At 51.2% G+C, this 23646-nt stretch carries 27 protein-coding genes and 1 tRNA gene; 14 read left to right on the forward strand and 14 right to left on the reverse strand.

The window, feature by feature from the left end:
- Positions 1–263: 263 nt before the first annotated feature.
- Entirely contained in the window at positions 264–1094 is an 831-nt protein-coding gene (locus tag McpCs1_RS00415; protein ID WP_338095289.1) for a nitroreductase family protein, read from the reverse strand.
- 677 nt (positions 1095–1771) lie between these two features.
- Positions 1772–2743: a DHH family phosphoesterase gene (locus McpCs1_RS00420; RefSeq protein ID WP_338095290.1), complete on the reverse strand. Its 972-nt coding sequence runs from the start codon at positions 2741–2743 to the stop codon at positions 1772–1774.
- Between the two features lie 95 nt (positions 2744–2838).
- On the opposite strand from McpCs1_RS00420, the gene McpCs1_RS00425 reads away from it, so the two are divergent.
- Both McpCs1_RS00425 and McpCs1_RS00430 read left to right on the forward strand, forming a co-directional pair.
- Positions 2839–2911: transfer RNA gene (locus McpCs1_RS00425), tRNA-Phe, on the forward strand.
- Positions 2912–3063: 152 nt separating this feature from the next.
- Positions 3064–4047, forward strand: coding sequence for a hypothetical protein (locus McpCs1_RS00430; protein WP_338095291.1), 984 nt, complete (start codon positions 3064–3066; stop codon positions 4045–4047).
- A gap of 94 nt (positions 4048–4141) precedes the next feature.
- On the opposite strand, the gene McpCs1_RS00435 is transcribed toward McpCs1_RS00430, so the two are convergent.
- Genes McpCs1_RS00435 through McpCs1_RS00445 form a run of 3 tightly spaced genes read right to left on the reverse strand, consistent with a single transcriptional unit; the run spans position 4142 to position 5537 of the window.
- The gene (locus tag McpCs1_RS00435; protein WP_338095292.1) at positions 4142–4747 is read right to left on the reverse strand and encodes a DUF2284 domain-containing protein; all 606 of its coding nucleotides are present in this window, start codon (positions 4745–4747) and stop codon (positions 4142–4144) included.
- Positions 4744–5169, reverse strand: a complete 426-nt coding sequence (locus tag McpCs1_RS00440; RefSeq protein ID WP_338095293.1) for an FAD synthase family protein — start codon at positions 5167–5169, stop codon at positions 4744–4746. Before McpCs1_RS00440 ends, McpCs1_RS00435 begins: the two co-directional genes overlap by 4 nt.
- Positions 5166–5537, reverse strand: coding sequence for a Mov34/MPN/PAD-1 family protein (locus McpCs1_RS00445; RefSeq protein WP_338095294.1), 372 nt, complete (start codon positions 5535–5537; stop codon positions 5166–5168). The genes McpCs1_RS00440 and McpCs1_RS00445 overlap by 4 nt, the downstream gene beginning before the upstream one ends.
- A gap of 42 nt (positions 5538–5579) precedes the next feature.
- Between McpCs1_RS00445 and McpCs1_RS00450 the strand changes: the two genes are divergently transcribed.
- Together McpCs1_RS00450 and McpCs1_RS00455 are read left to right on the forward strand one after the other, a co-directional pair.
- Positions 5580–6317 (forward strand): M48 family metallopeptidase, encoded by a 738-nt coding sequence (locus tag McpCs1_RS00450; protein WP_338095295.1) that lies wholly within the window; start codon positions 5580–5582, stop codon positions 6315–6317.
- Positions 6318–6319: 2 nt separating this feature from the next.
- Positions 6320–6637, forward strand: coding sequence for a hypothetical protein (locus McpCs1_RS00455; protein WP_338095296.1), 318 nt, complete (start codon positions 6320–6322; stop codon positions 6635–6637).
- A 54-nt stretch (positions 6638–6691) separates the two neighbouring features.
- Here the strand turns inward: McpCs1_RS00455 and McpCs1_RS00460 are convergent, their stop codons facing one another.
- A complete protein-coding gene (locus McpCs1_RS00460; RefSeq protein WP_338095297.1) occupies positions 6692–7024 on the reverse strand; it encodes a P-II family nitrogen regulator in 333 nt (110 codons plus the stop codon).
- 20 nt (positions 7025–7044) lie between these two features.
- On the reverse strand, positions 7045–8244 hold the full coding sequence (locus McpCs1_RS00465; protein WP_338095298.1) for an ammonium transporter: 1200 nt from the start codon (positions 8242–8244) through the stop codon (positions 7045–7047).
- Between the two features lie 284 nt (positions 8245–8528).
- Here McpCs1_RS00465 and McpCs1_RS00470 point away from each other — a divergent pair, with 284 nt between their 5' ends.
- Complete coding sequence (locus tag McpCs1_RS00470) at positions 8529–9707, forward strand: sugar phosphate nucleotidyltransferase (RefSeq protein ID WP_338095299.1); 1179 nt, start codon at positions 8529–8531, stop codon at positions 9705–9707.
- A gap of 216 nt (positions 9708–9923) precedes the next feature.
- On the opposite strand, the gene hisE is transcribed toward McpCs1_RS00470, so the two are convergent.
- The 6 genes from hisE to McpCs1_RS00500 form a co-directional block, all read right to left on the reverse strand.
- Positions 9924–10238, reverse strand: coding sequence for a phosphoribosyl-ATP diphosphatase (gene hisE / locus McpCs1_RS00475; protein WP_338095300.1), 315 nt, complete (start codon positions 10236–10238; stop codon positions 9924–9926).
- The gene (locus McpCs1_RS00480) at positions 10238–10684 is read right to left on the reverse strand and encodes a NusA-like transcription termination signal-binding factor (RefSeq protein ID WP_338095570.1); all 447 of its coding nucleotides are present in this window, start codon (positions 10682–10684) and stop codon (positions 10238–10240) included. The genes hisE and McpCs1_RS00480 overlap by 1 nt, the downstream gene beginning before the upstream one ends.
- 90 nt (positions 10685–10774) lie before the next feature.
- Entirely contained in the window at positions 10775–12208 is a 1434-nt protein-coding gene (proS, locus tag McpCs1_RS00485) for a proline--tRNA ligase (RefSeq protein ID WP_338095301.1), read from the reverse strand.
- 418 nt (positions 12209–12626) lie between these two features.
- Positions 12627–13829, reverse strand: a complete 1203-nt coding sequence (locus McpCs1_RS00490; RefSeq protein ID WP_338095302.1) for a M24 family metallopeptidase — start codon at positions 13827–13829, stop codon at positions 12627–12629.
- A gap of 406 nt (positions 13830–14235) precedes the next feature.
- The gene (locus McpCs1_RS00495) at positions 14236–14814 is read right to left on the reverse strand and encodes a stage II sporulation protein M (RefSeq protein ID WP_338095303.1); all 579 of its coding nucleotides are present in this window, start codon (positions 14812–14814) and stop codon (positions 14236–14238) included.
- Entirely contained in the window at positions 14814–15671 is an 858-nt protein-coding gene (locus McpCs1_RS00500) for a DUF63 family protein (protein WP_338095304.1), read from the reverse strand. Before McpCs1_RS00500 ends, McpCs1_RS00495 begins: the two co-directional genes overlap by 1 nt.
- 14 nt (positions 15672–15685) lie before the next feature.
- Between McpCs1_RS00500 and McpCs1_RS00505 the strand changes: the two genes are divergently transcribed.
- Positions 15686–16774, forward strand: a complete 1089-nt coding sequence (locus McpCs1_RS00505; protein WP_338095305.1) for an NAD(P)-dependent glycerol-1-phosphate dehydrogenase — start codon at positions 15686–15688, stop codon at positions 16772–16774.
- 7 nt (positions 16775–16781) lie between these two features.
- The gene (locus McpCs1_RS00510) at positions 16782–17243 is read left to right on the forward strand and encodes a UPF0179 family protein (RefSeq protein WP_338095306.1); all 462 of its coding nucleotides are present in this window, start codon (positions 16782–16784) and stop codon (positions 17241–17243) included.
- 316 nt (positions 17244–17559) lie between these two features.
- On the opposite strand, the gene McpCs1_RS00515 is transcribed toward McpCs1_RS00510, so the two are convergent.
- The gene (locus tag McpCs1_RS00515) at positions 17560–18420 is read right to left on the reverse strand and encodes an ADP-ribosylglycohydrolase family protein (RefSeq protein ID WP_338095307.1); all 861 of its coding nucleotides are present in this window, start codon (positions 18418–18420) and stop codon (positions 17560–17562) included.
- Positions 18421–18633: 213 nt separating this feature from the next.
- On the opposite strand from McpCs1_RS00515, the gene McpCs1_RS00520 reads away from it, so the two are divergent.
- Genes McpCs1_RS00520 through McpCs1_RS00550 form a run of 7 tightly spaced genes read left to right on the forward strand, consistent with a single transcriptional unit; the run spans position 18634 to position 23634 of the window.
- Positions 18634–18897 carry a UPF0058 family protein gene (locus McpCs1_RS00520; RefSeq protein WP_338095308.1) on the forward strand — a complete coding sequence of 88 codons (264 nt, stop codon included), beginning with the start codon at positions 18634–18636 and terminating at the stop codon, positions 18895–18897.
- Between the two features lie 19 nt (positions 18898–18916).
- Positions 18917–20479, forward strand: a complete 1563-nt coding sequence (locus tag McpCs1_RS00525) for a tRNA uridine(34) 5-carboxymethylaminomethyl modification radical SAM/GNAT enzyme Elp3 (protein ID WP_338095309.1) — start codon at positions 18917–18919, stop codon at positions 20477–20479.
- Positions 20476–21624, forward strand: a complete 1149-nt coding sequence (gene priS, locus McpCs1_RS00530) for a DNA primase catalytic subunit PriS (protein WP_338095310.1) — start codon at positions 20476–20478, stop codon at positions 21622–21624. Before McpCs1_RS00525 ends, priS begins: the two co-directional genes overlap by 4 nt.
- Positions 21625–22326, forward strand: coding sequence for a hypothetical protein (locus McpCs1_RS00535; RefSeq protein ID WP_338095311.1), 702 nt, complete (start codon positions 21625–21627; stop codon positions 22324–22326).
- Positions 22327–22367: 41 nt separating this feature from the next.
- Positions 22368–22646 carry a 50S ribosomal protein L44e gene (locus tag McpCs1_RS00540; protein WP_338094622.1) on the forward strand — a complete coding sequence of 93 codons (279 nt, stop codon included), beginning with the start codon at positions 22368–22370 and terminating at the stop codon, positions 22644–22646.
- A gap of 7 nt (positions 22647–22653) precedes the next feature.
- On the forward strand, positions 22654–22842 hold the full coding sequence (locus McpCs1_RS00545) for a 30S ribosomal protein S27e (protein ID WP_338095312.1): 189 nt from the start codon (positions 22654–22656) through the stop codon (positions 22840–22842).
- An 18-nt stretch (positions 22843–22860) separates the two neighbouring features.
- The gene (locus McpCs1_RS00550; protein ID WP_338095313.1) at positions 22861–23634 is read left to right on the forward strand and encodes a translation initiation factor IF-2 subunit alpha; all 774 of its coding nucleotides are present in this window, start codon (positions 22861–22863) and stop codon (positions 23632–23634) included.
- Positions 23635–23646: the final 12 nt, after the last annotated feature.

Genomic DNA, 23646 nt, shown 5'->3' on the forward strand with positions numbered 1-23646 from the left:
GAAAAAAATTTTTTTTGTGGTTTTAGTGGTGTTGTCCATTAACCTCTCCCTCCCACGGAAAAACGGAAAACACAGAAATAAAAACATCACGGAGCAGACGTGAACACCACTGAATCCGAAAACAATTCATTTCCGTGATGTTCTCGTCTGCTCCGTGATATTTTTCTGTGAAATATCCGTGTGGTCCGTGTTTTCCGTGGGCGGAGCAATGAACAATGCCGAGCAGTGTTTGCCAATAAACGAATTTATAGGCAAAATTGGTTTTAGTTCCAGATGATCTCAGGAGTTTCTCTTGGCGGAATCTGTGAGAATGCAACACCCTGATATCCAACAAGCATGGCGTACTGCGGTGTCCAGTTATCCGGTATGCCGAGAATTTTTCCAAGGTCTGGCTTGAGGTTGAGCATCAGCATGACGTAGCCTACCCAGCAGGTGCCGATTTTTAGTGAAGGAGCAAAGATGTCGATGTAGGAGAGGGCGATGATGCTGTCGATGAGTCCGAAGTCCTGACCTGATTCAGATGCTGCGATCAAGAGTGCGGGAGCATTTCGGCAGATCGGGTCGCCTCCGGCATCAGCTCCGGCGATGAGCATTTGTGCAATTCCTGCTGCGGGATGATCTGCGGGAAGGGTTTTGAGGTATGCGACCGAGGCTTTGGCGAATTCCTGTACTTTTTTCGGATCTGCTGTGACCGCCCATTTGACCGGATGGATGTTCGCAGCAGATGGGGCGTATGCGGCGATGTCAAGGAGGCGGTCGAGATCCTCTTTTGCTACCGGCTTATCTTTCCATGTTCTGATCGAGCGGCGGCTTTTGAGGTACTGTGCGAGGATGTCTGCGTCAAGCCCGGAGTGGTATGCTTCGATGTTTTCCGGTGAGGTGAAGGTCTTGGTGCTGGTTGAGAGTGCGTTTGCGGGACATACTGCGATGCAGTGGCCGCAGGAGATGCAGGGGCCTGCATTGTTGATGTCAGGATTTTTTCCTTTTTCACCGGTGATTTTTCTTGTGGTGCATATGGTTGCGCAGAGGCCGCAGGAGGTGCAGGCGTCCGTGTCGCAGATGATTGTGAGAGGTGAGGAGAGAGCTGATTTCATTGATTGTTAGTTAGGGATTTGGTGGTAAAAAGAGCTTTGTGTATGGTGATGTTTTTTGGGGGTTGATAATGGCGGATTGTATAAGGAGATGGGATTTTTCTGTTTTTGGCCTTGTTTGGGGTAACCACGGAACACACTGAACACACGGAATTCCACGGAAAAATGTACTCTCACAAAAAGATTTAGTCGATTTTTTTCTGGAAAAAGTAAGTGGGTAAGTGGCGAGTGGGCATGATGAGAAAAGAAAACCGCAAATCCGCGCAAATCTCGCCCTTCGGGCTCCACAAATGCGATTTGCTGAGCGAGCATCAGCGAGCGAGATTTGCGTGGATTTGCGGTTTTTTTTCAAGCGAAACCACGCTCACCACTTATCCGATTACTTTTTTCCAGAAAAAAATCGACTAAATCTTTTCGTGGTATCACACGTATACCCCGTACTCTTAGTCTTTCCGTGTTTTCCGTAAGCGAAGCGGTATTCGGTGTTTTTTTCGTGGAATTCCGTGGAATTCCGTGTGTTCCGTGGTTACTCCAAGCGAAACGTCACAGGAACCCCCCACCTCCTTATACTACTATCCCGTTTTTCGCGTTTACTCCAAAAACAAAATCACATACAAAAATTCCTAAAAACGAAAATTATTTTTTTTTTGAAAAATTCCTGTTCACAATTTCAAAATTTTTCAAATGCTCTCAGCAGTCTCTACAAACTCTTTCGCACAGGAAACCCGTCCGAAAAGTTTGAGCATCCATTTCTCCTTCCAGCCGTAGGTGAAGCTTCCGCCGGATGCGTTTGGATGGCCGCCGCCGTTGAACTTTTTTGCGATGAGGTGACTTAATGGCTCAACGCTTCTGAGAGAGAACTTTCCATTGTCAAAGACCAGAACTTCCATGGTGCAGCCGAGCTCTTTTCGTGCGGCGGCTGCCGTTTCACTGGGGTAGCCGTAGGCAGGCATCACGGCAATGACATGTTTTCCGCGGAATATTTTTGCATGTCTGATGCTTTTTTTGATGCAGGCATTCTTGTCGCGTTCGATTCCTTCGAAGATCTTTTCGACCTCTTCATCGATGATTACGCCTTCGACGAACTTGTCGCGGATGAGTTCGAGGTTTTCGCGTTTGGATGTCACCATTCCGAGAACTGCCGAGCTGGGATATTCATGCTTCCAGAGATCGTAGTCGCAGACAACTCTGGCAACTTCCGCTGCGGTGGAGTTATTTTTTGCGAGTGCTTCTGCTACAACGCCTGTTGCACAGCGGCTCGTGTCGACCTCAAGGGATACGACGAAGGGCCGGACACGGTTCATTTCCTCTTCGGTCCATTTGTGGTGGTCGTACCACTGAATTTTCCAGCCTGCTGCATGGGCTTTTCTGATAGTATCCTCAATGCCGTTCTGGTAGCCGAGGTCTGAGATTATGAGGGTGTCTTCTTTTCCGTTGCATCCTCCAACCTGTGAGACGAACCAGCCGAACCGGTTGACCGAGGAGAAGAGAGTGAGAATATCGTTTCCGTGAACCATCCGGCAGACAGCATCTGAGCCTGCGGCATCGAGATCGTTGTGGGTGAGGTGCACGATTGATGTGGTTCGCGCGACAATTTTTTCCTGAAGAGCCGGTTTTACCTTGGTAGACTTTTTGCGGAAAGAGAAGGGCATTGGATAGTATGTTGGCTGTTTGACGAGATAAGATGAAAGGGATGGTGAAATCATAACTCTTATATAATTTTCAGGACAACATTATTGGCACACAGGCCTTTATAGCTCAGTTGGGAGAGCACCAGACTGAAGATCTGGTTGTCCCCGGTTCAAGTCCGGGTGAAGGCATCCTTTTTGGGTTTATTTTTTTGTTGTTTGTGATGTTTTTTTATGTGTGATTGATCATTTTTGTTTCGCCCGTGCGGAGGAATATCAATTGAATGAGTAAGCGACAGATATAATATTTCAAAAGTATAGGATTTACTTAGAGGATATATCTATTGAGACTTCCACATTCACGATATTGGACTCGAAAATTTTTTCAGGAGTCATCAGAGGAAAAACATGCTGAGCTCAGCTATACTGTCTATCTTGAGAAGTATCACTCTATTTATAATGAAATTAATACTCTGAGGACAAAAACAGCGATTATATTAGGTTTTCTTGGAGTAATATTCACTCTGTTGTTCACATCATATTATGAAAATTCATCAAAGATCATTGATTCTGAAAGTCTGACTGCATCTGGCGATAATTTCATGTTGACTTTCCTATACATTCTCATTCTTATTTATGTACTGGTGGGTTTGGCGTACTTTCTTATATTCTGTCATCTTCATTTAATTTCTCCCATCTTTGATCCAACTCCACAAAATAAACAAATCAATGATGATAAGCTTGACCATAATGGTGATATTGATGTGTTTGATTTCCAGAATTTATCCGAATATTTGAAAAATATGATTCCAGATATCCTGAATACACGGAAATTTTATTCAGTGGTTACTGGTTGTCTTGATGTTGTATTTTTGTTATGTTTTGCAATGACTATTGTCGGTGCCAGCAAGATTATTGGCTTTAAACCATCCGGATTTAATGATGGAGATATTGTATGTTTCGCGATAGTTTCAGCGTTGATACTTTCTATGTGTATCTTTTTTACATTTCTTTTACTCTTTGGTTTTAGCTCATCTGCCAAATCATATTATTTGTCCGGTAGAAAGGGAATTATTCGTGATGGTATTATTACGTGCCTTCTTTTTTGGTGTACCTGTGCATACATCTGTATTTGGCCGTTTATTCTCTCCAAAATTGCGGAAGTCACTCCACAGGCCTTTATTGATGCATATCCATCGATTGTTCCGATCGTAGTCATCACAATTGTGGTGGTAATACCAGTTTTATTTGTGATATTATCTCTTGTCTCATATTACTGCTATTTCATTAAACCGTGGATGAAACGTTCGCCCTCTCCGATGATTTAATCTATTTTTAATCGAGTTTCTGATCGGGAATTAATGACGTATCTATAATAAAAAAATATTGGGAGGTGCCAGAGAGACATCCCTCTTCCAAATATTACTCCACAAGCAGCAGCATGACGGTCGTCATCGGCTTATTCAGAACCGTCCCGCCTTCCACCTGCGTGCACTCCAGAACCTCAAGTTCCCATCCGGCATTTTTGCAGGTTGCATACACATCGATGCCTGCCGCCTCCATACTGGGCCGCATCTTCCTGCGGTTCTTGCAGTCCGTGATAACTGCGTTCTCCTCCTTTGCACAGCACTTTGCGCACCAGCCGCATTGATGGCCGGTGTAGCTGAAGGCCTTGTAAAAGCCGTCATGAAATGCCATCTCTTCAAGCTCATGCATCAGGGTTTGCACATACCGCGTCATCTCACGGGAGACCAGCCGCTCAGGAGTCGTTTCCCCCACATCCCCCTCGAAGCGGACAAGCAGGGCATCGGTGTAGCAGTCAAGCGCGGCCCGCGTCTCCGACGGCGTCGGCGTGTAAGGGGGGCAGGAGAAACGTCTGCCGAACCCGTTGCAGCCAAACAGGCATTTCATCCTGACCCACTCGCCGGTGATCACTTTCTCTGCTGGAATGCGTACCGCATCCCCGCCGTTCTTTTTCACGAACTCGGTCAGCCGCTGAACTTCCTCGTCTGTAGAATACTTTGTCATTTCTCACATCTCCGTTTCACAGCCTCGTCGATAATCGTTGTTGAAGAGTTGAATTTGCATCCGGAAAAGTCTCCGATACGCATGATCTCAGCGCGAATGTTTCGCTTTCGCATCTCTGTAATCAGCTTCTCCTCGGAAAACTTCTGATTGAATCCGAGTGTGATAATGTCAGGATCAATCTCTGCAATTGGGCGGTACATATCGACCGTGTCGCCGAGGACTGCGTGGTCAACGCAGCGCAGACCCTGAATCATCTTCAGGCGCTGCTCTTCCGGAACAATCGGGAGAGGTTTGTGCTTAATGTTCTGTTCTCTTGCAACGATCACCCAAAGTTCGTCGCCGAGCTTTTTTGACTCTTCGAGATAGAAGAGGTGGCCGGGATGCAGAATATCAAATGTGCCGGTTGCAACGATCCTCTTCACCCGATTACCTCCAGTGTCCGCTCGCGTCCTTCGCGGTCGAAACAGCGCCAGCTGTCCGGTTCATAGGGGTCGCCGACGATGATGTGGCACTGACCGGTCTCGGCAAAGGTCTGCAGGTCGGCATCCGAAGGCCAGAGTGCGCCGTTCGGATGGCTGTGTGCGGTCCCTGCTATCTGCATGCCGAGCGGTATCATGTCCATGAAGATTGTGGCGCTTGCACTCGTGACCGTTGTTCCCGCAATCGGATACACCGTGGTGATAACGCCTTTTTCTGCGCCGGTCATAACGATGAACTCATTGGGGGCGCTGGATCTGCCCATCTCAAGCAGAAGATCCAGAACCTCACGGTCAATTGCGCGCACTAACATATTCTATTTATGTTAGCGTGACGGAGAGATAATTATTCACATATGCGCTCAGAGGAGGTTACGGGCTTTGGTTCGGTGGTTTGGGAAGGGGAGTCGATCAGCTACACGGTTGTCTACAGCAGCCGGAGGAGGTCGTGGGCTGTTGAGGTGAAGCCTGACGGCTGTGTTATTGTGCGGATGCCCCAGCAGGTGCCGCCCGAGAAGGTGCGAATGCTTGTGGAGGAGAAGGCTGAGTGGATATTTACTCAGGTGAAGAAGTACGGGTCCCGGGTCGGCATCGTCCGCAATTATATCGATGGGGAGATGCTGCCGTTTTTTGGTGTTGAGTATCCGGTTGTGCGAAAGGCTGGAGCAGTTGCAAAGGCTGAGTTTCTGGACGACTGTTTTGTGGTGACGGTGCCCGAAGGATTTTCTCCTGATGCGTCCCGGGACGTTGCGAAAGATATGATTGTGCTGCTGTTTCGGCGGATCGGGTTTTCGCCGCTTGAGGAGATTATTGGCAAGTATGCTCCGCTCGCAGGGGTTGAGCCGCCGCAGCTTCGAATACGGCTTCAGGAACGGAAGTGGGGATGCTGCACGCCGAAGAATGGTATTATTGTAAATGCCCGCGTGCTTCTCGGCCCAAAGATTGTTGCCGAGTATATTGTTGTTCACGAGCTTGCGCATCAGCGGTACCGGCATCATCAGAAGAGTTTCTGGGATGAGGTGGAGCGGCTGATGCCGAACTATCAGGAAGCTGAGAGGATTTTAAAAACAGACGGCTGGAAGTTTGTGTTTTAAATATGACTTATACGACGATGAGTTTCATTTTTTGGGATTTTCCTGCCATTGGTCTTGCTCAAAGTAACCACGTATCGCATGCCTTTGGCCTGCTCACCGCTTCGCGGGAACACACTGAACCCACGGAGTTTCACGGAAAACAACTTCGTAAAAAATGCACGGAGAACGCCTGCGGCGCCGGAATGCACGGAAGAACCAAGGTGATGGGCGACTTCCTTATCTTTTTCCGTGCATTCCGGCGCCGCAGGCGTTCTCCGTGCATTTTGATATTTTCCGTGAAGCTCTGTGTACTCCGTGCATTCCGTGGTTATTCCAAGTGAAATCGCATACCGAAAAACCACACCATGCAAATCCTATTAAAAAATATGAATGGGTCAGTCGATGATGAGCTCATCAGTGCGGACCCATGCCGCTGCCTCGACCGGCAGGACAAAGATTCGTCCGTCTCCTTTTTTGCCGGTGCGTGCATATTCGCGGATGGTTTTGATGGTTGTCTCGACATCTTTGTCAGGGATAACGATCTCGAGTTTCGTCTTTGGGAGCGTGTGGATCTGCATCTTTCCTGCACGGTACTGCAGACAGATTCCTCTCTGTTCACCGCGTCCGCGGACGTCGGTGATGGTGACTCCCGGTATGTTCTGTGCTTCAAGGGCATCTACTACGTCATCCACCTTCTCCGGGCGGATGATTGCAACGATCATTTTCATGGTAAATGTTCTCCTCTGATTTAGTTTACTACCTCGCCGTGCTGGGCGATATCCAAGCCGACATACTCTTCGTCATCGGTGACCCGCAGGCCGATGATCTTGTCGATCACCCATGCGATGAGGAAGGTAACGCCGAATGCGTAGATGACTGCAACACATGCATCGAGTATCTGGATGCCGAACTGCGTGATGTTTCCTTCGATGAGTCCGCCGACTCCGCCGATTGCGGTGATTGCGAAGACTCCGGTGAGGATTGCTCCGGCAAATCCTCCCATTCCATGTACTGCCCATGCGTCAAGGGAGTCGTCAAGTCCTTTCTTGATTCTCCAGGTAAGGGCTGCATAGCAGACTATTGCGGTGATGATACCGATTGCAAGAGCGCCGCCGACGTTGACAAATCCTGCTGCGGGAGTGATTCCGACAAGTCCTGCGATAGCTCCGGTGATGAATCCAAGGGAACTTGGCTTTCCGCTCTTCCATGATATCGCCATCCAGGTGAGGGCCCCTGCAGCACAGGCGACTGCGGTTACGAGGAATGCACTTGCGGCAATGTTGTTTGCGGCGAGCGCACTTCCTGCGTTAAATCCGAACCATCCAAGGATGAGGAATACTCCGCCGATGAGGGTGAGCGGGATGTTGTGCGGGTTCATGACCTGATTTCCGTAGCCGAGGCGTCTGCCGATTACGACGGCGAGTGCGAGTGCTGCAAATCCGGAACTGATGTGAACGACTGTTCCGCCAGCAAAGTCAAGGGCTCCAAGCTGGCCTGCCCATCCTCCGCCCCAGGCCCAGTGGGCGAGCGGGGCGTAGACGATTGTGAGCCAGATTGCACCGAAGATGAGGTATGCCGACATTTTAATTCTGCCAACGACTCCGGAGGAGAGGATTGCAAGTGCCAGACATGCGAACATCATCTGGAAGCAGATGAAGAGCATCTCCGGAATTTCCCCGGTTACTCCGTCGATTGAGACGTTGTTGAGTCCGAGGAACTCAAGGTTTCCTATGAGGCCGCCAATATCACTGCCGAACGCAAGGGTGTATCCGATGATGATCCATTGGATTACGCCGAGGGCGAGGGCTGTAAGAGACAGCATCATGGTTGCGATGACGTTCTTTTTTCTTACCATTCCACCGTAGAACAGGCCTACTGCGGGCACCATCAGCAGTACTAATGCGGCTGAAATCAGTACCCAGGCTGTCGCACCAGTATCAATATCCATAGTAATTCACCGTTTTGTTGGCACAACAATGCAAAAAACATCTGAAAAAGAGCCCCAATCTTCCCCTGCGGTGACGGACACCACAGGTTTAAGGGACCTCCCTTTTCAAAACCTTTTGTGGTGTGTTGTGCTATTACTGATGTTGATCTTGAGGTGATATAAAAACAAATGTCTCGTGCTAACTTGTGTCATGCTAACGTTTGTATTTTATGGGCTTTGTGGTGCTGCCGCGCATGAGTGGGGGATACAACCAATAGATACGAGTGCATAATAGTAGAGATAATATGAAAGCCTGCATTATGTGCGGCGGCGAGGGTACGCGTCTTCGCCCGTTGACTTTTGAGCGGCCGAAGCCGTGTATTCCGATTGCGAACAGTCCGTCTATTGTTCACTTAGTGACGCATCTTGCAAATCTTGGTTTTACGGATATTGTTATTACGATCGGTTATCTTGGTGATGAGATTCAGAAGGCTCTGGGCGATGGGTCGCTGTACGGTGCGACGATTACGTATGTGCCGGAGAAGGTGAAGCTGGGAACGGCAGGGTCGGTGAAGAATGCGGAGGAGTATCTGAATGATGCGCCGTTCCTTGTTGTGGGCGGGGATCATATGACGGATCTGAATGTTCTTGAGTTTTACCGCGAGCACATGAATTCGTCGGCGATTACGTCGATCGGGCTGATCAGTATCGAGGATCCGCGCGAGTTTGGTATTGCGGAGATTGATGCGTCGCTTCGTATCCGCAGGTTCCGCGAGAAGCCTTCTCCGGGAGAAATTTTTTCCAATCTTGCGAGCACGGGCATTTATGTGTGCGATCCGCGGATTTTTGAGTTTATTCCGTCCGGTGTGAAGTTTGATTTTGCGAAGGATCTGTTCCCGCTTCTGATGGAGAGGGGGTATCAGCTGAACGGGTGGCTTGCCCGCGGGAACTGGACTGATGTGGGTAATCCTGTGATGCTGCGTGCGGCAGAGAAGTGGAAGCTGCAGGAGAATGCGTTGACGAGTGTGTCCGGTACGCTGAATGTGAAGGATGCGCATATTACGGGCCCGGTGCGGTTTGGTGATGGTATTACGCTTGGTGCAGGGTCGCGTGTGGTTGGTCCGGTGTTTATCGGGTCAGGGGCTATGATCGGGGAGAATGTGATTATCGGTCCGTACACGAGTATCGGTGAGAATGTGATGATTAAGAGTAATGCGAAGATCTTTTCTTCGTCGATTTACAATGGTGTGGTTGTTGGGGCGAATACGACGATTTCTGGGAGTATTATTGATATTGATACGACGATCGGTGATAACTGCTCAATTGAGCATAATACGGTTGTGGGTCCGCGGTCGGTTCTGCGGAATGGGGTGACGATTCATTCAGGCACACGACTGTGGCCTGAGGTTATTGTTCCCGAGCGGTCGGTTGTGACAGAACACATGCTGAATGATAAGTTCGATACGCGTTACGAAGGTTCGTGAACGTGAGGGAAAGCCGGAGGCAGCGGGACGCTGCGTCCGGCTTTTTTGATGATCTTTTTTTGATTGGGTGATGTGTGGCTCTCGCTTTCCTCTGTATTCACATACTACCATCGACGCACATCATTACGCAAAAAAAATCAGTCATGGAGATGTGTGGCTCTCGCTTTCCTCTGTATTCACATACTACCATCGACGCACATCATTACGCAAAAAAAATCAGTCGTGGAGATGCATGCCGGCCCGCCGGACCTCAAGCTCCTCTTCCACTTTTCTAAAATCCACATCAGCCGCCTTCAGCGCAACCATCACATGAAACAGCAGATCAGCTGCCTCTCCGACGATCTCCTCCTCACGGCCGTTCTTCACCGCAAGCACAAACTCAAAGGCCTCCTCACCTACTTTCTCAAGCGGCTTATCAATCCCCTTCTCATGAAACAGCAGATGCCGCACATACGACTTCTTCCCTGGATCAACATCCGCACGCTCGCAGATAATCTCCCAAAGCTCATCAAACACCAAAGCATCAGCCATCACAAATCCTCCTCCTCAGGAATCGCAATATCGTCAACCTCTTTCCCATAGAACCTCTGGACAAGCTGGCGTGCCTTCTCAATCGTAGAACCGTTCTTCCCGATTGCAATACCAACATCGCCCTTCTCAGGAACAATCACCGTTACCGGCTCATCATCCGCACCAAACTGCACCGCAGAAACCTCCGCAGGCTTGAACATATTCGCAACAAACTGCTCGCGGTTCTCCGCAAACTCCACCATCTCAATTCGTTTCCCGAGAACACGCGACATCTTCTTGATATTATCGCCGTTCTTCCCAATCGCAAGACCCATATCTCCCGGCTTAATCACATAAATAATCCGTTCAAACCGGTCATCGATCAGACAGTCGAACGCCGTCGCCCTCGTTAAAATTCTGAGCTCCTCAATATACCGGCGTTCCTTGAACCCGATAGTCCGCTCCATTGCATATTTGTCGATAGAATCCATAAATATCAGAAATTTCTCTATTGAAATAATTGAATGCGGGAAAAATCCCGCAGTATTCGGAAATGATTAATAGGATCTGCCCACAAGAGCAGCCGTTCCGGGCTTACCGCAGATAATGCAGGTGCCCTCATCATTCTTTACATACTGGCTTCGAACCTCTGTTCCAAGAAGGCTCGAGTTCGTCAGCTCCTCAAGCTTGTCCGCACACTCGCGGCAGCCGCACCAGTGCACAACCACCACATTGCCGTCCAGCTTCTCATTACACTCCTCCGGAGTTACAGCCGTCATCAGATGGCTCTCAAGATGACTCTCCGCACGCTCAAGAATCTGATCATGCGCCTCATCAAGAAGCTTCTTCACCGACTCTGCCGCCCCATCGCGCGGGACAACCGTCTTCACGCCGAGGCGGTTCACGCAGACCAGCTGCTTGTTGTCGAGATCGCGGGGACCAAGCTCCACGCGGAGCGGGACGCCGTGCAGCTCCCAGTGATAGTACTTCGCACCGGGCCGCATGTCGCGGGCATCCGTCTTCACGCGAATACCTGCTGCCTTCAACTCCTTCTCAAGATCTTTTACTGCCGCAAGAATCTCATCGCCGCGTTTTCCGACAATCACCGGAATGATCACAACCTGGGTTGGTGCAACCGTTGCCGGAAGGATCAGACCCTTGTCATCGCCGTGAACACCGATCACCGCAGCAATGCACCGCTCAGAGATACCATAACAGGTCTGTGAACCGAACTGCTGCTCGCCGTTCACATCCTCATACGTGATGCCGAACGTTCTCGAGAAGTGATCGCCGAGATGATGGACCGTCCCAATCTGAAGCGTCCTGCCGTCCGGCATCACCGCATCAACCGCCATCGTAAAGTCCGCGCCCGGGAACTTGTCCCAGTCTGGCCGCTTTGAGATGATGATCGGGACACCGAGGTCGCGGTAGAACTCCTGCGACAGGCCAAGTTCATACTCGACCTGCTCGTTTGCTTCATCCCAGGTTGCGTGAACGGTGTGGGACTCCATAAACGAGGTGATCTCGCGAAGCCGGATCAACGGTCTGGTGTGTTTTGTCTCGTACCGGAACGTGTTCACAACCTGATACAGTTTCAGCGGGAGGTCAGCATGAGATCTGATCCAGAGCGCATACATCGGGTAAATTGCCGTCTCTGAAGTCGGGCGCAGTGCGAGCTTGACATCAAGCGGTGAGAGACCGCCGTGCGTAACCCAGTACACCTCGTCCTCAAAGCCCTTGATGTGCTCAGCCTCTTTCATGAACTCAGTCTCGGGGATCAGAAGCGGAAACAATGTTTCTTCATGATCCCGGTTTAAGAGGGTGCGCAGAAGCGTGTAGGTATGGTTGCGGAGTGCAAATCCGAACGGATACCACACATATAGTCCTTTGACCGGATAGCGGACATCCATGATCTCCGCACGCCGGATAACCTCATTATACCACGCGCTGAAATCATTCCGCGGCGGTAATCCTTCCGTTTCATCTGCCATGTTGTATATACACCTGAAGCAGTAGATCTATGCGCCGAAAGAGTATTAAGATAACCAACCGTTTTTGCATTTTTCAGTATGCAGTAGAACACGGATGCCACCTCGTCAGGAAACACGAGTCGCCCACAAAAAAACGGAACGCATGCTCGCAACTTCGCGGAAAAAACACTAAATACATGGAATTCAACTAAACAATGTACTTTCAGAAAAAGATTTAGTTGGCTTTTTTTTCTGAAAAGCGCAAGTTGGTATGAAATCGCATAAGAAAAAGGGATTCTCTGTCCTTGGTTTTATATGGGGCAACCACGGAACACACTGAATACACGGAATTCCGTGTGTTCAGTGTGTTCCGTGGTTACTCCAAGCGAGACCACCTACAGAAAAAAAGAAATGATTTTTTTAGTAGTGAGAAACCCGCTCACAGCTCAATAACACTTCGTCCGCCGCCGGTGATGCACTCCCCGCCGCCAGGCCTGACCACATAGGTGTCCTCAACGCCAACCGTCCCGACTCCCGCAACACCTGCCTTCGGCTCAAGAGCGATGACCATGTTCTCTGCAAGCGGCGCATCAAATCCTCGTGCGATCACCGGCCACTCGTTCACCACGAGGCCGATGCCGTGGCCGAGGAAGGAAACACTGCGCTCTTTGTATCCCATGAAGTTCTCTGCAAGTGCAGGGCTTAGACTCGCGACAATTTCTGCATAGATCTCTGAAGGAATGTTTCCGGGTGCAAGAAGTGCGGCAGCGTCCCTCTGAACCCTGATGCACTCCTCATGCAGTTCGAGGGCATGTTCAGGCAGCCGTCCGCCAAAGGAGTAGACCTGCGTCTTGTCGGTGTGGTAACCGCCGATACCGTAGCCAATGTCAACAAACACCATATCCCCTTTTCCAAGAACCCGTCTGCGGCTTCCAACCGAAGGAATCGCAGCAGACATGCCGCCCATGCCGCCTGGTCCGTCGAAGTTGGTCGGCTCAAGTGTCTGCGTGCCAAAAGCAATCTGGCCGATCTGCATCTCAGTCCCAAACCCGGAGAACCGCACAATTCCCTGATAGTTCATATCCATCATCGCACGGTAGAGCTCGCCAAACATCTGTGCCTCGTTCATTCCTTCGTACACAATCTCAGGAACAACTTCCATGAAGAGTTTGTCATGCTCGCGGCCGGCTTCCCGCAGGAACGTGAGTTCATACTGACTTTTCACTGCCCGCAGGTTCAGAAGAACTGCGTCCAGAGGTAAAATATTTTCAAAGGAAAAGTACTTCCGCAGCCGTTCCATCATTGCAAGCGGCACCTGCTCGGTCTCAACAAATGTTTTTCCAAGGTCCTGCGGCAGATGCTCCCGCATCTCGCGGTAGCTCTTCATCGGATAAATTTCCTCAACCGGCGACTCAGACCTCGCCCGCTCAAAACTGCGCCGCACAAAAAACTGCCCATCCCCATCCCGCCGCAGAACGAGAACTCCGTCCTGAATGGTGCCGGTCAGATAATACTGACTTACTCTGCTGAAAACAAGTGCCGTGTCCCAGCCCATGCCGGAGGAGTCAAGCGCCGAAATAAGATTGGATATCCTGTTCTTCGACTCGGATTTGGGAAGTGTCTGGTCCATCAAAATCTTCATACAGGTTTGTTCTTTCCGGTTTTAAGATTGCGGGTTGTTGAATGGTTTTGCACCAAATATCTGAAAACCCTTCGTACTCTATGAGAGATATGGGTCTTTGACGTGTGGTCTTGTTTTGAATAATCACGTGATGCACGGAATTAGACGGAGCTTCACTGAAAATGTACTCTCACAAAAAGATTTAGTCGATTTTTTTCTGGAAAAAAGTAAGTGGGTAAGCGGCGAGTGGGCATGATGAGAAAAGGAAACCGCAAATCCACGCTCACCACTTACCCTCTTACTTTTTCCAGAAAAAAAATCGACTAAATCATTTTGTGGTATCACAGTGTTTTGTGCACTCCGTGGCTGCTTCTAGAGAAACCAAGGACACAAAATCCCAAACAAATTCCTGATCGTCCAGCACACATCACAACCAATCAAGCACCATCCCCGAAATCACCGGCGTTGCAAACGTCTCCACAAGAGCCGCGACTACCAAAAGCGGCAGAACAACCAGTAAAAACCGCGTGCCGTACCAAAGGCATGTAGTCCCTGCATTATCCCTGCCCTGCGCATCAAGATACAGTGACCTGCCCATCTGCAATCCGAGGGCCGACGCCATCAGCATCGCGGCAATCTCAAAAATACCATGGGGAACAATCGTCGCCGCAAACACCGACAGATCATATCCGCGAAGCATAACGCCTGAAATATTGCCGATAACATACCCGTTTGAGACCAGCACAAACAGCGTCACCGCACCAAATGTCACCCCTCCGATGAAAAGAATCAGGCAGACCTTCACATTATTAAAAAAAATCTGCCAGGACAACAGGGCCGGAGCCTCCGTATCCAGCTCCGTAGTTGAGCTCTGAAATGTTCCTACAATATCGTCAGCCGCGTCCGGCTCACTGATGGACGACACGTATCCGTAGCAGCAGGTCCCAAAGAACAGGGCCGCTACTACCGCGAGTGCGATCAGATACATGCGCCGATCAGACATCATCAGATGAAGAGCACCATCCTTAAAATATCCCGCACGCCCGGCGCAAACCCGACCGTAATCATCGCAAGCAGCACCAGATGCCAGATCTCATCCATCCCTTCCTCGTTCCGGAACTTCTCCAGAATCCAGATCGCAGGAAGCAGCACAACAACCTTCAGCGGAAACATCACAAACGCAGTTCCCGTCAGCTGAATCAGCCCGTCGCCGAGAACATGCTGCTCAATATAATGCATCGGATGCAGCTCCAGCGCAAAACTTGTCGCAGACGCGTCCAGCAGCTGACCGAATATCAGAATCTTGTAAAGCGGATGCGTCACATACTCCCAGTTCAACCCGTAGCGCACCAAGGCCCAGAAAATCAGGGACACGGCCGCCGCCATCGCAAGAATACATCCCGCAACCCAGAGGGCAAGCTCAGTCTGCGTCAGTCCCCACCAGCACAGAAACGCCAACGTCACAAGATTTGACGCAACACCAATCCAGAAGTACGGCTTTGCATACGACTCAACAACCCCGTGCGTCTCAAGAGACCGGGAGATAATCAGCACGAAAATCGTGTACAGCAGCACAACGAAAAATATCGGCGGCGTAACAAACAGCACCCACCATGGCTCAGGGATGCAGCCGGTATCCTCAACAACACGAAGCACGCCGCCGAAAACCACAAACGGCATCGTCGCAACAATCAGCTGCGTATCAACCTTGATGTTATTTGCCCGCGTCCAGCGGTAAAGAAGATAAAGGGTGACGAGCAACAAGATTGCACACGTGATCGTCAAGTAAATATTATACGGCTGATCCTCCAGGACTGCATCGATATAATATTTTTGTATGAACGCATTTATTCCAATAAACATGTGGGGCCCTGACCGTGAACGTAGAAAATAATAGGATACTAAAGGATAAAACCTTTGACAAATCCCGATGGATTCAGATGCCGCGCAACGTGATCGTTGGTCACGACGCTCTTCTCCAGATTCCGGGCATTATTGCAGACCTTGGGATTAACGGTCCGATCATGCTGCTGTCAGGAGACACCACCATGAAAACCGTCGGAACAAAAGTGCAGAATCTGCTGCAGGAACAAGGCTTTGACCTTGTTACAGGCATTGTAGGCCGCATCACGTATGATGAGATCAAGCGCATCGAAACCGTTGTGCAAAAAGCACACGCTGTCCTGATCGTTGCCGTCGGCGGCGGCCGTGTGATTGACACCGCCAAAGTGGTCTCCTACAATCTTGACATCCAGTTTATCAGCGTCCCAACCGCCGCGTCCCATGACGGCATCGCGTCCTCCCGCGCCTCGGTTGTAACAGAAGCAGGCAACGTCAGTGTTGCAGCCCAGCCCCCGCTTGCAATCGTTGCCGACACCGGCGTTATTGCAACCGCACCGCACCGGCTCCTTGCCGCAGGATGCGCAGACATCATCGCAAACTACACCGCAATTCTTGACTGGGAACTGTCCCACCGCCTTACTGGGGAGCCGATCAGCGAGTATGCCCTGACGCTCTCAAAGATCACCGCAGAAATTCTCGTGAAAAATGCGAGCCTCATCGCCCATTATGATGAGACCGCTGTCTGGATCGTGGTCAAGGCCCTCTTCTCCTCAGGAATTGCGATGAGCATTGCCGGAAGCTCAAGACCTGCCTCAGGCGGCGAACACAAGTTCGCGCATATGCTTGAACGGCTTGCCCCGGGCGCAGCACTTCACGGCGAGGCCTGTGGTATTGGAACGATCCTCGGCATGTACCTGCACGGCGGCGACTGGAAATCGATCCGCCACTCACTCCGACTGATCGGCGCACCAACCACTCCGAGTGATCTCGGCATTAGCGACGAAGTCTGTCTGCAGGCGGTCCTTCGGGCGCGCGAGATTCGGCCTGAGCGGTTCACCATCTTTGACACCGGCGTCACCCGCGAGGCTGCGGAAGCGGCAGTCAAAGCTCTCTACGAGGTGTAAATAAATCATGGACGAAACTGAAAAGATTGTAACAATCGTTGGGTCCATCCTTGCCCACGAAGGCGCAGAGTTTGTCTACGCTGGCAAAGCCGCGGAATGCGGCAGCTGTAAAGTTGCTAAAGTCTGCCACAATGCAAAGCTCAAGGAAGGCCGCAGGTACCGCGTTGTTGCGGTCAGACCAACAAAGCATGAATGTCTGGTTCACCTTGGCGGCTCTGTCGCTGTTGAAGTGTCCGAGTGTGAGATAACCGCGGTCATCCCGACCAGTCAGGCAACACGGCGCACCCGCATCACCTACACGCCGGTCTGCGACGACCGGTTCTGTAAAGGATATGGATTCTGCCACCCTGACGGCATGACCGACAAAGGCAGATATGTGGTGCTGGAGGTTCTCGGCTCCTACAATGAGATGTGCCCGAAAGGAAAAAAGAATCTCAAACTTGTTGAGCTGCGGCACGTACCAACGTAATTTTTTTTTGGGATGAGAGTTACGCGGTGATGAGTTTCATTGTTTGGGATTTTTCTGTCATTGACCTCACTCGGAGTAACCACGGAATGCACAGAGTACACAGAGCTTCACGGAAAAAATGAAATGCACGGAGAACGCCTGCGGCGCCGGAATGCACGGAATATATTTTCATATTTTGAGAGAGTAAAAGAGAATAAATTGTCTCGGTAATTTTTCCGTGCATTCCGGCGCCGCAGGCGTTCTCCGTGCATTTTTGCAATGCAATTTTATTTTTTCAGTGAAACTCCGTGATATTTCCGTGCATTCTGTGGTTACCTCAAGAGAAGCCAAAACGTGCAACACATATTATCTCCGCCGCCGCACTCACCCGCTCGCTGATCAGAATCATCTCCCTCCACTCTTTTGGAACATCCTCCACTCCATAATAAACGCCCGCAAGTCCTCCGGCGATCGCGGCAATAGTGTCCGCATCGCCGCCAAGAGAAGCCGCCTGCTCGACTACATCCCGCATTGAGCTCCCTTCCATAAAACAGAACACCGCACATCGCGTCGCCTCCACCGCATCGATAGAGGGTATGAGCTCCCCGGACATAACATCGCGCCCTGCAGCACGAACTCCGGCATCATATGCCTCTTCCTTGCTTCCTCCCGCGAGAAGCACGGACGTCATCACTGAAACCAGAGCGCAGCAGTCACCCGCCGCCGGATCAAAGTGCGTGAATGCAGACACCCTCCGTGCCTCTGCCGCCGCATTCTCTTGGGGACAGAGCAGACCGACCGGCAGGGTCCGCATCACACTGCCGTCCGTCCTGCTCCCGAAGATCATATCCACCGCTTTCGTTGTGGCATCTGCAAAGCATCCCTGCTCCAGAAGAGAGCACAGCATCTTTGTCGTCCTCCCAAATGTCTGCGGCTCCTCAGCAACCGTCAGAATCATCGCTTGAAGAAACAGGTCGCGGTCGAACCTTCCGGTTTTCCAGGACTCCGCGAGCGCAAGCATCATCAGCGTATCATCAGTCGCCGCACCTTTCACCAGATGAAACTGTCCGCCGCCCGTAACACTCAGGTTGCGGCGGGGTGCGGGCATCATCCCCTCAAACGTAAGACCGACCGCGTCTCCTGCTGCCGCACCAAACATTCCGCCATAGATCCGATCATTCTCAGATATAAATCTCATCCAAAGCCTCATATGGGCGCAGGTGTTCCTGACGGCGCTCTCTCATTCGCACGGTTTATTTGTCGAAATAAGCCGTTATATGCAGTTGAACTCACCGTGCTACAGTGTGTTTTCCGGTCCCGCAACTTCTCAGATATAAACGTCACCAATAACCTATATCTGTAAATGAGCAGACAAATGTAAGTAATCTTTTGATACGAGGTGTTTTGAAATATGCAGAAAGAAGAGTTGCTCCATTTACATATGCTCATGGTTCAGATTAAGAAATATTACGAATCAGTTTCCGGAAATACCGTATCTACAGCGGAATACGACGCTCTGCAGATATCACCTATCCACATCCACAAAAACAAAAACCTCCACCGTGTAGCCCTTCTTGCGCTCGGCGACGAGATTGTTACCGAGATGGATGCACACAAAAAACCTCAGACCTCGTTTCCTCAGGACTCCGGCACCAGTGTCGTTGCGGAACACTAAACTCGTCCCCAATATAGCAATGGACGAGCACGATATTTTCCGGGAAATAATTTCCCTCATTTTTTCCTCGCCCAATCCCGACATTCAGAGCATCAAGCTTGCCGTATGCCGCAAGTACTCACTTGACGTAATGCCGAAGAATTCAGCAGTCCTTGCGGCAGCAGAGCCTGATGAGTACGAACGGGTCAGAACTGTTCTTCTGGTAAAGCCGACGCGGACACTTTCCGGTGTTGCGCCGGTTGCTGTTATGACCTCGCCGTGCGCATGCCCGCACGGCAAATGCCTTCCCTGCCCGGGCGGACCTGACCATATCTTCCAGTCTCCGCAGAGCTACACCGGCGAAGAGCCTGCCGCACTTCGCGCCCGTCAGAACGAGTACGATCCCTACCGTCAGGTGATCGCCCGCCTCGGACAGTTCAAACTGCTCGGCCACCATACCGACAAGGTCGAGCTCATCGTCATGGGCGGAACCATGACCGCCCGCGAGCCGTCTTACCAGGAATGGTTCGTCTCCGAATGCCTGAGAGGCATGAACGAGTTTTCGGGGCAAACGTCCCATGCATCAGATTTTGCAGAGCTGATGGTCGAAAACGAGAGTTCAGACGTCCGCTGCATCGCAACCACCTTTGAGACCAGGCCTGACTGGTGCCGCGAGGATCACATCAACCGGATGCTTGACCTCGGCGTTACCAAGGTCGAGCTCGGCTTTCAGCACACCGATGATGAACTGCTTCTCGCAAACAAGCGCGGGCACACGGTCGCTGACAGTGTTGAAGCGAACCGTCTGCTGCGCGACGCAGGCATCAAGGTCGGGTTCCACGTCATGCCGAACCTCTACATGAGTACGATCGAGCGCGACCGGCAGATGTTTGACACCCTCTTCACCGACCCAAGGTTCTGCCCTGACTTCCTCAAAATCTATCCGACACTCGTGACCCCGGGAGCAGAGCTTGAAGAGCTCTGGAAAGCAGGGGTATACCAGACCTATGACGAGGACGAGCTTGTTGACCTCCTCGCTTATGCAAAAGAGCGGCTGCCTGAGTACGTGCGCCTTCAAAGAATCCAGCGTGACATCCCGGCAAAGCTGATCGTGTCCGGCTCCATCCACGGCCACATCCGCCAGATGGCACAGAAGCGTCTCGCGGAGAACAAAAAACAGTGTCACTGTATCCGGTGCCGCGAGATCGGACGACGTCCGAGCCGCGCAGTCGAAGAGGACAAGACTCAAGTCTATGAATGCTGCGGCGGAACCGAACACTTCCTCTCAACAACCGCGGGCGATGCCCTGATCGGGTTTGTCAGGCTCCGCTATCCGGGACAGGTGTTCCGCTCTGAACTTGACGGCGCGGCACTCGTTCGCGAGCTCCATGTCTACGGAAGCATTGTGCCGCTCGGCGAACACGGCGAGGGCGACGACCGTCAGCACCGGTCATACGGCCAGAACCTTCTTTCCCGCGCCGAACAGACCGCAAAAGACGCAGGCTACTCCCGTATCGCTGTCATGAGCGGTGTCGGGGTTCGGCCCTACTATCGTAAACAGGGATATCTGCGTTCAGGTCCATATATGATCAAGACTCTATGAAACCGGCGACCTATGAGTTTCTCAGGCAGCGTTTCTCTGCCTACTATAACGGAGAAGTCCAGGGAGCCGGAGCGGTGTATGTTCCTGAAGCGCTCGGCGAGCGCGAATGGGGTTTCATTTTCTTCTCAAACGCCGCAAAACCTGCCGGCATGCGCAGACACCTGTCCTTCAGCTCGCCTGATGAGGTGCACACCTACCTCAAGACCATGACGCCTGCGCATGTCTACTACTCGACCGCCTACTATGCTCATCCGGGCGCCGCCCAGATGAGCGACAAAGGATGGCTCGGGGCTGATCTCATCTTTGATCTGGACGCTGATCACATCGTTCGGGGGCCGTATGATGTCATGCTTGCACGGGTCAAAGAAGAGCTCTTCAAGCTCATCGACATGCTTACTTCTGAACTCGGATTTCTTGAGCGTGACCTGAAAATCAACTTCTCCGGCGGTCGCGGCTACCATATCCATATCCCAACCCTTGCCGTCCGCAGCTGGGACAGCGCCGAACGCCGCGAGCTGGTGAACTATGTCTCAGGAACCGGCCTGTCTGCTGAAAGCATGCTCACCGGTCCCGCGATTCATGGTCGCGGCTGGCAGAAACGCTACCGGTCTGCACTCACCGCAGAACTCGACCGCATTGCATCTCTGGATGAGCTGGAACAGACCGAGTATCTCACCGGCCTTCGGGGAATTTCCGACAAGTTCGCCGCAGGATTTGTGAAAAATCTTGATGCAACCCGCACAACAACAGCGACCGACCCGGAAAAACTTCTGGAAAACAAGGTCATCCGCGCAATAGCTGACGCTGAGAACAAACCGTTTCAGGAGAGAATTCTCAGCTATGCTGCGCAGGCTGATGAGCCGGTCACAACCGACATCAAACGACTCATCCGCCACCCGGGCTCTCTGCACGGAGGGTCCGGTATGCGGGTAACTCCGCTTGAGATCTCCCGTCTCGACTCCTTTGATCCTCTGATCGATGCGGTCGTGTTCGGTGAGCGGCAGGTTTCGGTCGAGTGCTCCTTTGCTCTTTCCATGCCGATTCTCGGCACCCGCTACGACCTGAAGGCAGGGTCCAACACCGTTCCCGAAGCTCTTGCGGTATTTCTCTGCTCCCGCGGCATTGCAGAGATCGGAGGTGCGTAAATGCCTGATCGGATCAGCATCTCTGAGCTGCACGGCTACTTAATCGACGAGCGCAACAGCGGTTCGTTAACTGATATTCCTGCTTCGCTCTACGAGGACGTTCATACAGCGCTCACTGCCCTCACCACCGAAGCCCGCAGCATGGGAGACCCCTTTGGCGAAGGAGTACAGATTCTCTTAAAGGAACGTGAAAGTCTGCGCGAGTACATCCGCGACCTGTATGCGGAGCGGACCAGGAAAATTTTCTCCCTTGCCCTTGCCAAAGCAACCGGTGAGGAGATCAACCGCGAAGAGCTCCGCTGCATGGTTTCCGGTGAGCGATCTCTGTATGAAGTTGTTGCAGACTCAGCCACTTCATGCAGAAAGGCTCTTCTTGACGGCAAACAGATATTAGATACCACAACCGCATTCCACTTTACTCCGGCGCCTGCCGTCTCGGCAGCAAACGAGCCGCTTTTAGTGGACGAGGTCTCATTTGTGGACGCGCATGCAGATGAAGTGTTCCAGAATGGAAACGCCGATGCAGAAACTGCTCCCGAATCGTACCGCGTTATCATGGTACAACAAAAAGTCGAGGAATTTCAAGATTACAGCGGACGGTGCTATGCTCTTTCGCCAGGAGATATCGTTTCGCTGCCACAACCCATGGCAGAAATTCTTTGCAACCGCAACATAGCATTAAATATCAGGCTTCGCAAATAAGTATGGTATTCGGTATCCTTGATTTAGAGGGGACAATAATTATGAAAAGACCAGTAAAATTCAACACCTACTGCCCGTTTTGCCGGAAGCATACTGAGCACGAGGTAGAAAAGGTAAAGAAGGGTAAGACAACCGGCCTCCACTGGATTGACCGGCAGAAGGCACGCCGCAGCTCCGTTGGAAACCGCGGTAAGTTCGGCAAGGTTCCGGGAGGAGACAAGCCGACCAAGAAGATCAACGTGCGCTACCGGTGCAAAGAGTGCGGCAAGGCACACCTGAGAGCAGGATACCGCGCTGGCAAATTCGAACTTACGGAGTGAGAACAAAATGGTAAAAGCAATCCGCGAAACCCGGAGCAAGTTTCTGAAGGTAAAGTGTCCGGACTGCGAGCATGAACAGCTCGTGTTCGACAAAGCATCCTCCAAAGTAGAGTGCATCGTCTGCGGACGTGTCCTTGCAGAGCCTACCGGCGGCAAGGCAAGCATCAAAGCCGATGTCGTAGCCTCCTACGAATAAATTTTGGAAATCTAATCAATGAGTGAAAGAGACTGGCCAATAGAAGGAGAACTTGTCGTCTGCAGCGTTACAGAGGTCAAGGACTTTGCGGCATTCGTTGCCCTGGATGAGTATGAAGGACGTCAGGGTTTAATCCCGATTGCGGAGATTGCCCGTGGATGGATTAAGTACATCCGGGACTATATTCGTGAAGGACAGAAAGTTGTCTGTAAAGTTCTTCACGTGGACGCAAACCGCGGCCATATCGATCTTTCCCTCAAAGATGTGAATGAACACCAGCGCCGTGAAAAGATTCAGGACTGGAAGAACGAGCAGAAAGCTCACAAGTGGATAGGTTTCGCTTCTGCAGACAGTAAAGTTGCAGAAAAGGAGATCGAGGATGCGATGTACAAGGAGTTCTCCTCCCTGTATGCAGCATTTGAGGACATCGTCGTCTACGGCGATGCAACCATGGAAAAGTTCGTACTTCCTGACTCTGCGAAGTCCGCGCTGATGAAGGTTGCATCAGAAAACGTAAAAGTTCCAAAAGTTACGGTTTCTGCTGTCCTTGAACTTACGTCCAGCAAACCCGACGGTGTGAATGTGATCCGCCGCGCTCTTCGTTCAGCCGAGCCGAAGGTTGACGGAGCCGAGATCGAAATTCTGTACCTGGGTGCACCAAAATACCGGGTAAAGGTAGTTGCACCTGATTACAAGACCGCAGAAAAAGTTCTGGAAAAAGCTGCAGATGCCGCAATCGGTGTTCTGGAGCGGGCTGACGGTACCGGGAAACTGGTGCGTAAGCAGAAGTAATTTCGGAGTTAT

The organism is Methanorbis rubei, from assembly GCF_032714495.1.
Taxonomy (GTDB): Archaea; Halobacteriota; Methanomicrobia; order Methanomicrobiales; family Methanocorpusculaceae; genus Methanocorpusculum; species Methanocorpusculum rubei.